General features: G+C 68.0%; 10 protein-coding genes. 6 read left to right on the forward strand and 4 right to left on the reverse strand.

The window, feature by feature from the left end:
- Positions 1-4: 4 nt before the first annotated feature.
- From uvrC to FM111_RS01625, 3 genes are read right to left on the reverse strand one after another with little or no spacing between them, the layout of a single operon-like run.
- Positions 5-1,903 (reverse strand): excinuclease ABC subunit UvrC, encoded by a 1,899-nt coding sequence (gene uvrC / locus FM111_RS01615; RefSeq protein ID WP_087138989.1) that lies wholly within the window; start codon positions 1,901-1,903, stop codon positions 5-7.
- Between the two features lie 16 nt (positions 1,904-1,919).
- Positions 1,920-2,366: a DMT family transporter gene (locus FM111_RS01620; RefSeq protein ID WP_087138990.1), complete on the reverse strand. Its 447-nt coding sequence runs from the start codon at positions 2,364-2,366 to the stop codon at positions 1,920-1,922.
- An 8-nt stretch (positions 2,367-2,374) separates the two neighbouring features.
- Positions 2,375-2,848: an NUDIX domain-containing protein gene (locus tag FM111_RS01625; protein WP_087138991.1), complete on the reverse strand. Its 474-nt coding sequence runs from the start codon at positions 2,846-2,848 to the stop codon at positions 2,375-2,377.
- 153 nt (positions 2,849-3,001) lie between these two features.
- Here FM111_RS01625 and FM111_RS01630 point away from each other — a divergent pair, with 153 nt between their 5' ends.
- From FM111_RS01630 to FM111_RS01655, 6 genes are all read left to right on the forward strand, one after another.
- The gene (locus FM111_RS01630) at positions 3,002-3,790 is read left to right on the forward strand and encodes an SDR family NAD(P)-dependent oxidoreductase (RefSeq protein ID WP_179204984.1); all 789 of its coding nucleotides are present in this window, start codon (positions 3,002-3,004) and stop codon (positions 3,788-3,790) included.
- A gap of 76 nt (positions 3,791-3,866) precedes the next feature.
- Positions 3,867-4,403 (forward strand): 6-pyruvoyl trahydropterin synthase family protein, encoded by a 537-nt coding sequence (locus tag FM111_RS01635; RefSeq protein WP_087138993.1) that lies wholly within the window; start codon positions 3,867-3,869, stop codon positions 4,401-4,403.
- Positions 4,400-4,789: a dihydroneopterin aldolase gene (folB, locus tag FM111_RS01640; protein ID WP_087138994.1), complete on the forward strand. Its 390-nt coding sequence runs from the start codon at positions 4,400-4,402 to the stop codon at positions 4,787-4,789. Before FM111_RS01635 ends, folB begins: the two co-directional genes overlap by 4 nt.
- A gap of 57 nt (positions 4,790-4,846) precedes the next feature.
- Positions 4,847-5,224, forward strand: a complete 378-nt coding sequence (locus FM111_RS01645) for a serine/threonine protein kinase (RefSeq protein WP_087138995.1) — start codon at positions 4,847-4,849, stop codon at positions 5,222-5,224.
- A gap of 13 nt (positions 5,225-5,237) precedes the next feature.
- Positions 5,238-5,612, forward strand: coding sequence for a hypothetical protein (locus FM111_RS01650; protein WP_087138996.1), 375 nt, complete (start codon positions 5,238-5,240; stop codon positions 5,610-5,612).
- A gap of 26 nt (positions 5,613-5,638) precedes the next feature.
- Positions 5,639-5,929: a GNAT family N-acetyltransferase gene (locus tag FM111_RS01655; protein ID WP_087138997.1), complete on the forward strand. Its 291-nt coding sequence runs from the start codon at positions 5,639-5,641 to the stop codon at positions 5,927-5,929.
- A gap of 131 nt (positions 5,930-6,060) precedes the next feature.
- Here FM111_RS01655 and FM111_RS01660 read toward each other — a convergent pair whose 3' ends face one another.
- Positions 6,061-6,387 carry a hypothetical protein gene (locus FM111_RS01660; RefSeq protein ID WP_087138999.1) on the reverse strand — a complete coding sequence of 109 codons (327 nt, stop codon included), beginning with the start codon at positions 6,385-6,387 and terminating at the stop codon, positions 6,061-6,063.
- Positions 6,388-6,654: the final 267 nt, after the last annotated feature.

Below are 6,654 nucleotides of genomic sequence, written 5' to 3' on the forward strand. Positions count from 1 at the left end.
TCTGTCAGGACTTGTGAAAGAAGCCGTGGATGCGTTCGGCCAGCGACTGATTGACGCCGGTGACCTTGATCAGATCGGCGACCGAGGCGCGGCTGACGCCCTTGGCAGAGCCGAAGGCGTGCAGCAGGGCCTTCTTGCGCCCCGGCCCGACGCCCTCGATCTCGTCCAACGGGTTCTTCTTGATGTCCATGGAGCGGCGCTTGGCGTGGGCGCCGTTGGCGAAGCGGTGCGCCTCGTCCCGCAGCCGCTGCAGGTAGTAGAGGGCGGGGCTTTTCAGCGGCAGCATGAAAGGCGCCTTGCCGGGCATGAAGAACTTCTCCAGCCCCGCATCGCGGTCCGGTCCCTTGGCCACGCCGACCACGGCGATGTCGTCGACGCCCAGATCGGCCATGACGGCCAGCACCTCGGCCAGCTGGCCCGCTCCGCCGTCGATCAGCAGCAGATCGGGGCGCTCGACCGCCTCGCCGGCCTCTTCGTCCTTGACCAGCTTGCCGAAGCGGCGGCGCATGACCTCGCGCATCATGCCGTAGTCGTCGCCGGGGCTCAGGTCTTCGCCCTTGATGTTGAACTTGCGGTACTGGTTCTTGCGGAAGCCCTCCGGCCCCGCGACGATCATGCCGCCGACGGCGTTCGTTCCCTGAATGTGGGCGTTGTCATAGACCTCGATCCGCTCGGGCCGGGCGTCCAGACCGAAGGCCTCGCACACCTCGTCGAGGATTTTGCCCTGCGCCGAGTTCTCGGCCAGCTTGCGGCCTAGGGCCTCGCGGGCGTTGGTCAGGGCGTGGTCGACCAGGCTGGCCTTGCCGCCGCGCTGGGGGCGGGCGATCTCGACCCGGTGCTCGGCCTTCATGCTGAAGGCTTCCTCCAGCAGTTCCAGTTCATGCGGGCGGACGTTGGACAGGATCAGGCGCGGAACCGGCTTGTCTTCATAGAACTGGCCCAGGAAGGCGGCGAGGATTTCCGGGTCGCTGTCGGTCTTGTCCACGCGCGGGAAATAGGCGCGGCCGCCCCAGTTCTGGCCTGCGCGATAGAAGAAGACCTGAACGCAGGCCTGACCGCCCTCGGCGTGCAGGGCGAAGACGTCGGCCTCGGCCACGCCTTCGGCGTTGACGCTGTTCTCCATGGCGATGGCCGACAGGGCGCGGATGCGGTCGCGCACGCGGGCGGCGGTCTCGAAGTCGAGGTCGTCGGAGGCGGCCTGCATCTCCTGCGACAGGCGGCCGATGACGGCGCGCGACTTGCCGCGCAGGAACTGTTCGGCCTCGGTGACCAGATCGCCGTAGTCCTCAAGCGAGATCAGCCCGGTGCAGGGCGCTGAGCAGCGCTTGATCTGGTGCAGCATGCAGGGGCGGGTACGCGTCTCATAAACGCTGTCCGAACAGGACCGCAGCAGGAAGGCCTTCTGCAGCGTGTTCAGCGTATGGTTGACCGCCCAGGTCGAAGCGAAGGGGCCGAAATAGTCGCCAGGAATGGTGTGGGCACCGCGATGCTTGCGGACCTGAGGGGCGCGGTGGTCGCGACGGATCATCAGTTCAGCGAAGGACTTGTCGTCGCGCAGCAGGACGTTGAAGCGCGGCTTCAGCTTCTTGATGAAGTTGGATTCGAGCAGCAGGGCCTCGGTCTCGGACGCCGTGACCACCAGCTCCATCGAGCGGGTCAGCGACACCATCAGGCCGATGCGCTGGGTGTGGAACCGCCCTTGCGCATACTGCACCACCCGCTTCTTCAACGACTTGGCCTTGCCGACATAGAGGCAGGCGCCGTCCTCGCCGTACATGCGATAGACGCCGGGCTTGTCGGGCGCGCGCCGGGCCTCGTCCGCGATCAGTTCGGCGGCCTGAAGCGGAAGGGCGTTCGCCTGCGAGTCGGGCGTCTCCGGAATGTCGGGCGTCGGGTCGGTCATCAGGCGAGATATAGGCTCAGCCGCGCCGGACCAGAAGCACCCCGCCGATCACCAGCAGCACTCCGGCGATGCGGGTCAGGCTGATCGGCTGCTGCGGCACGCCCATGACGCCGAAATGGTCGAGGATCAGACTCAACGCCAGCTGGCCCGCCACCATCAGGGTGATGGTCAGCGCCACGCCGATCTTGGGCACGCCCCAGGCGGCGGCCACCACGAAGACGCAGCCGTAGAGTCCGCCCAGCCAGGCCCAGGCGGGCAGGGCCTTCATCGCCTGCACGTCCGGCCGCGCCTGCAAAGTCATCGCCAGCACGCCCAGCGCCACCGTCCCGACGAAGAAGGAGACGAAGGCTGCATTGACCGGCGAACCGACGGCGGAAGCCAGCCGCGCATTGGTCGGCCCCTGCAGGGCGGTGGCGGCGCCGCCGATGACCATGGCCAACAGGGCGAGGACGGGAAGCTGCATCGGCGGTCTCACCAGTTCGGATCGGGCGCGACGCCGCCGAAGATCTCGGCCAGGCGGTCGCGGGTGGCGCGGGTCGTGTCCTCGGGCAGGGCGTTCGGATGAAACCAGCCGATCTCGGCGATCTCGCCGTGGCTGGTCCGCTCGGTCATGTCGAAGACGTCGATGCGGTAGACCAGGACGTGATCTCCCGGAAAGAAGCGTTCGTTGGAATGGACCGACAGCAGGTGCGGCTCGCCCCTGACGATCAACCCGGCCTCTTCGCGCAGTTCGCGGATGACGGCGTCTTGCGTCGTCTCGCCCTTGTCCACCCCGCCGCCGGGCAGCCACCAGCCCTCCAGATAGGTGTGCTTGACCAGCAGCACCCGGCCCTCGCCGTCGACTGCTGCGCCGCGCACGCCCAGCGTCATGCCCCGGCTCATCCGCGACCATATGAAGAACAGCGGCCGGGTGAAGGGTTCAATGCGGGTACGCCAGTTTGCCATGCGGGAACGATAGGCTGTCGCCGGGCGGCTTGAACAGGGGCGCGCTTGCCCCTATTCGGGGGCGGAACAGGAGACCTCTCATGCTGGCCATCGCCACCATCTTCGCCTTCATCGCCGTCGTCGCCGCCTTCAACTACTTCGAGTTCGGCCGGGTTGACTGACTCCAGGTCGGCTGACGCCCCTTCGCTGGCTCAGTCCAGGGGCGTGGCGCTGGTCACGGCCGCCTCGCGCCGGATCGGGGCGGTGCTGGCGAAGGCGGCGGCCCAGGCGGGCTATGACGTCGTCGTCCACTACCGTTCGGACGCGCAGGGGGCCGAGGCCGTGGTCCGGGCCATCGAGGGTCTGGGGCGGCGCGCCGTCGCCGTTCAGGCCGAGCTGACGGACGCCGGGGCGCGCGCCGCCCTGATGGATCAGGCCGCCGCCTTCGGGCCGTTGCGGGTGCTGGTCAACAACGCCTCCCTGTTTGTTTATGACCAGCTGGAGACCTTCCAGGAGGCGGACCTGCGCCTTCATCACGAGGTCAATGTCCTGGCGCCCCTGGCCCTGATCCGCGACTTCGCCGCGCGCCTGCCTGACGGGGACGAGGGCGTGGTGGTCAATATGCTGGACTATAAGGTCACGGCGCCGAACCCCGACTTCTTCTCCTATACCGTCAGCCGTGTGGGCATCGCCCATATGACCGGAGCCCTGGCCCTCGCCTTGGCGCCGCGCATCCGGGTCTGCGGCATCGCGCCGGGCCTGACCCTGCCCTCGGCCGGCTGGCCCGAGGCCGATTATCTGGCCGGGGCCGAGGCCACGCCGCTGAAGCGGCCGGTGGCGGTCGAGGATCTGGCGGCGGCCCTGACCTTCATCCTGACGGCGCGCAGCCTGACCGGCCAGAATCTGGTGGTGGACGCCGGGGCCGGCCTGACCCGCCGCGACCGCGATCTGGAGTTCGCCTGAGGGCGTTCGCCGCCACATGACCTTTATTTGCCGATAGGTTGGTGCTTTAGCTGCCGCCGTTCATCCTGAGACCTTCATGCCCGCTGTCCGTTTCACTCGCCGCTTCTCGATGGCGCACCGGCTGATCGCCGATGCGGGGTCGAAGTGCGCCGTGCCGCATGGGCACAATGAGTTCGTGACGGTGACGTTGGAGCCGACCGCCGAGATCGCCTTCGGCGCCGCAAACCATGCGGCTTCGTTCGAGCGGCTGAAGGCGCGCTGGCACGGTTTCGTCGACCGCAGTCTGGATCACGCCTTTCAACTGAATCGCGCCGACCCCCTGCTGGCCTGGTTCCAGCAGCACGAACCGCATCGCCTGAACCAGGTGCTGACCGTGGACGGCGACCCGACGACCGAGGCCCTGGTCATCGCCCTGTGGCGCAAGCTGGAGGTCATCCTGTCGGCCGAGAGCCTGCCCTTCCGGCTGGCCGAACTGGCCATCGAAGAGACGCCGACCAATACCGTTCTGACGCGCGGTCTGACCGAGGCGGAGCGGGCCTGGGAGCTGGGCGCCTGGTGCGACCGGGCCGATTTCAGCATCAATGATCTTCTGCCGCCGGAGACCTGGTCTTGAGCGCCGTCGTCACCCCCCTGCCGTCCGTCGAGCCGCGCCGCCTGGGCCTGAAGGTCATGGTCCGCGCCCTGAAGGTCGAGGCCTCGATCGGCTTCTACGACCATGAGCATGGGCGGTTGCAGCCGCTGGTGGTGGATGTCGAACTGGACCTGGGCGCCGCTCCGGTCGAGCGGCTGGCCGAAACGCTGGATTACGACGGCGTGGCCCGCATCGTGCGCGAGCTGGCTGCGGGGCCGCACATCGCCCTGATCGAGACTTTCGCCGAGCGCACCGCTGTCGCCTGCCTGGCCGACCCGCGCGTGCTGAACGTCGTCGTGCGGGTCGAGAAGCCCGGCGCCATTCCCGATGCGGCGGCCGCCGCCTGCGAAGTCGCCTATTCGCGCTGAGGCCGGTTGCGCGGGGCCGTCCGTCCCGCCATCATCCCGGCCTGACAAGAGGTTCCGATGGTCCAGTCCGGCGATTACAGCAGCAGCACGAACGCCGAAGCGGCGCCCGCCGATCTGGCGGGGCTTTACGCCGGTTATGCGCTGATCCTGTTGGCGGCGCCGACCTTCGGCGTGGCGGCGGCGATAGGCCTGTTGCGCGTGTGGCGTCGGCCTGCGCCGGTCGATCCGGTGTTGCGCAGCCACTTCGTCTTCCAGCAGCGGACCTTGCTGGCGGCGGTGGTCGCCATCATCGCCGGGGCGGTGTTGATCCTGGTCAACGTCGGGGTCTTCGTCCTGTTCGTCATGGCGGTGTGGACCATCGTGCGCGGCGCCCTGGGACTGAAGGACTTGCTGACGGGCCAGGCCATCGCCGAGCCGCGTCGTTTCTTCTACTGAAAGGCCCGCCGTCATGAGCGATCAGAACCCCGCCGCGCCGGTCGCGGGCCGAGACGGCGCCGTGGTGGCGTGGATCCTCTACATCCTGTCGATCCCCAGCGCGAACCTGCTGGTGCTGGTCGGCCTGGTGCTGGCCTATATGAACCGGGGCTCGGCGACCGGGCTGGCGGCCCAGCACGTCGAGGCGCAGATCAGGCTGTTCTGGTCGGTGTTCTGGATCAGCGCCGTCCTGTGGGTGTTGTTCATCATCGGCCTCGTCACGTCGCCTTTCTTGATCGGCCTCCCGGTTCTCCTGGTCTCCGGACTTCTTTTGCTGCTGGTGTCGATCTGGTTCACGGTGAAAAGCGTTCTGGGTCTGATGGCCCTGCTGAACGATCGGCCGGCCTGATCTAACCGCACTCGGGAGGAGCCGCCGTGCCCGCCTTCAAAGACCACGCCGCCGACCGCCGTTTCCAGCAGTTGTTCGCCGACGCAGATGGAACCGAGCATCCCGTCTGGGCCGAGTATGCGGTGCGCGGCCACGCCCGCGTCATCCTGCACGTCGAGGCGCACCCGGCCCTGCGCGGCACGGGCGCGGCGGGTCGCTTCATGCAGGCCCTGGCCGAGCACGCCCGCGCCGAGAAGCTGACCCTGATCCCGCACTGCAGCTACGCTGTGGCCTGGCTGAAGCGCCATCCCGAGTACGAAGACGTACTCGGTTCCTAGCGGGCCGCGGTCAAAAGGCTGCGCCTTGTGGCTGCTTCGCGCCGCCCTTCGGGTCGACCCGACGCGGCCTGGCGCTTCGCGCAGGCGCTCAACCAGCGAGCGACCGGGTCGCGAGCGATAGCGCCCTTAAATCAAGGATGACTCTTGGCGACGATGGCCTTCATGGTCTCGGCCTTGGCGGGCAGATCCTGGACCAGCCGCGCGGCCAGTTCGCGGGCGCCGACGGGATAGGCGTCGCCGCCGTCGGCGATCTCCTTGGCCATGTCGGCGGCCTTGCACAGGGCGACCTCGAGGGCCTCGACCTGTTCGAGCGCCAGGGCGCGGGCTTCAGCCTGCAGGCGCTTGACCCGTTCGGCGGTGGTTTCGGGCGCGCGCATCAGGTCATAGACCTCGGCTTCCGGCGAGGAGACCACGCGCAGGGCGGCGCGGGCGTCGGATTCATTGCTGGACTTGGTCATCGGCGTCTCTCCTGAACGCACCATGCCGCATTTTCGCCGCAAGGTCGCATCCGATTTTGCGGCCAAGCTCGAAGCCGCGCGGCCATGTTGCTCGTAAGCCTCATGAACCGGGCCTCATGAATCGGGGATGAAGGGCGGCGTCGCCCAGCGGACGCGACGCCGCTCGGCGATGGCCCACAGGTGATCGATGCGGCTGGCCAGTTCACGCCGCAGACGCCGCCCTTCATCCCCGATTCATGAGGCCCGGTTCATGAGGCTTACGAGCAA

Origin of the sequence: Brevundimonas diminuta 3F5N, from assembly GCF_900163625.1 — a bacterium.
Taxonomy (GTDB): domain Bacteria; phylum Pseudomonadota; class Alphaproteobacteria; order Caulobacterales; family Caulobacteraceae; genus Brevundimonas; species Brevundimonas diminuta_A.

Bases quoted from the DNA above. Each gene is read 5' to 3' on its own strand.
- FM111_RS01650 (WP_087138996.1), top strand. From the start codon at position 5,238: ATGAGCGATCAGAACCCCGCCGCGCCGGTCGCGGGCCGAGACGGCGCC.
- uvrC (WP_087138989.1), bottom strand. From the start codon at position 1,903: ATGACCGACCCGACGCCCGACATTCCGGAGACGCCCGACTCGCAGGCG.
- FM111_RS01625 (WP_087138991.1), bottom strand. From the start codon at position 2,848: ATGGCAAACTGGCGTACCCGCATTGAACCCTTCACCCGGCCGCTGTTC.
- FM111_RS01645 (WP_087138995.1), top strand. From the start codon at position 4,847: ATGGTCCAGTCCGGCGATTACAGCAGCAGCACGAACGCCGAAGCGGCG.
- FM111_RS01660 (WP_087138999.1), bottom strand. From the start codon at position 6,387: ATGACCAAGTCCAGCAATGAATCCGACGCCCGCGCCGCCCTGCGCGTG.
- FM111_RS01620 (WP_087138990.1), bottom strand. From the start codon at position 2,366: ATGCAGCTTCCCGTCCTCGCCCTGTTGGCCATGGTCATCGGCGGCGCC.
- FM111_RS01635 (WP_087138993.1), top strand. From the start codon at position 3,867: ATGCCCGCTGTCCGTTTCACTCGCCGCTTCTCGATGGCGCACCGGCTG.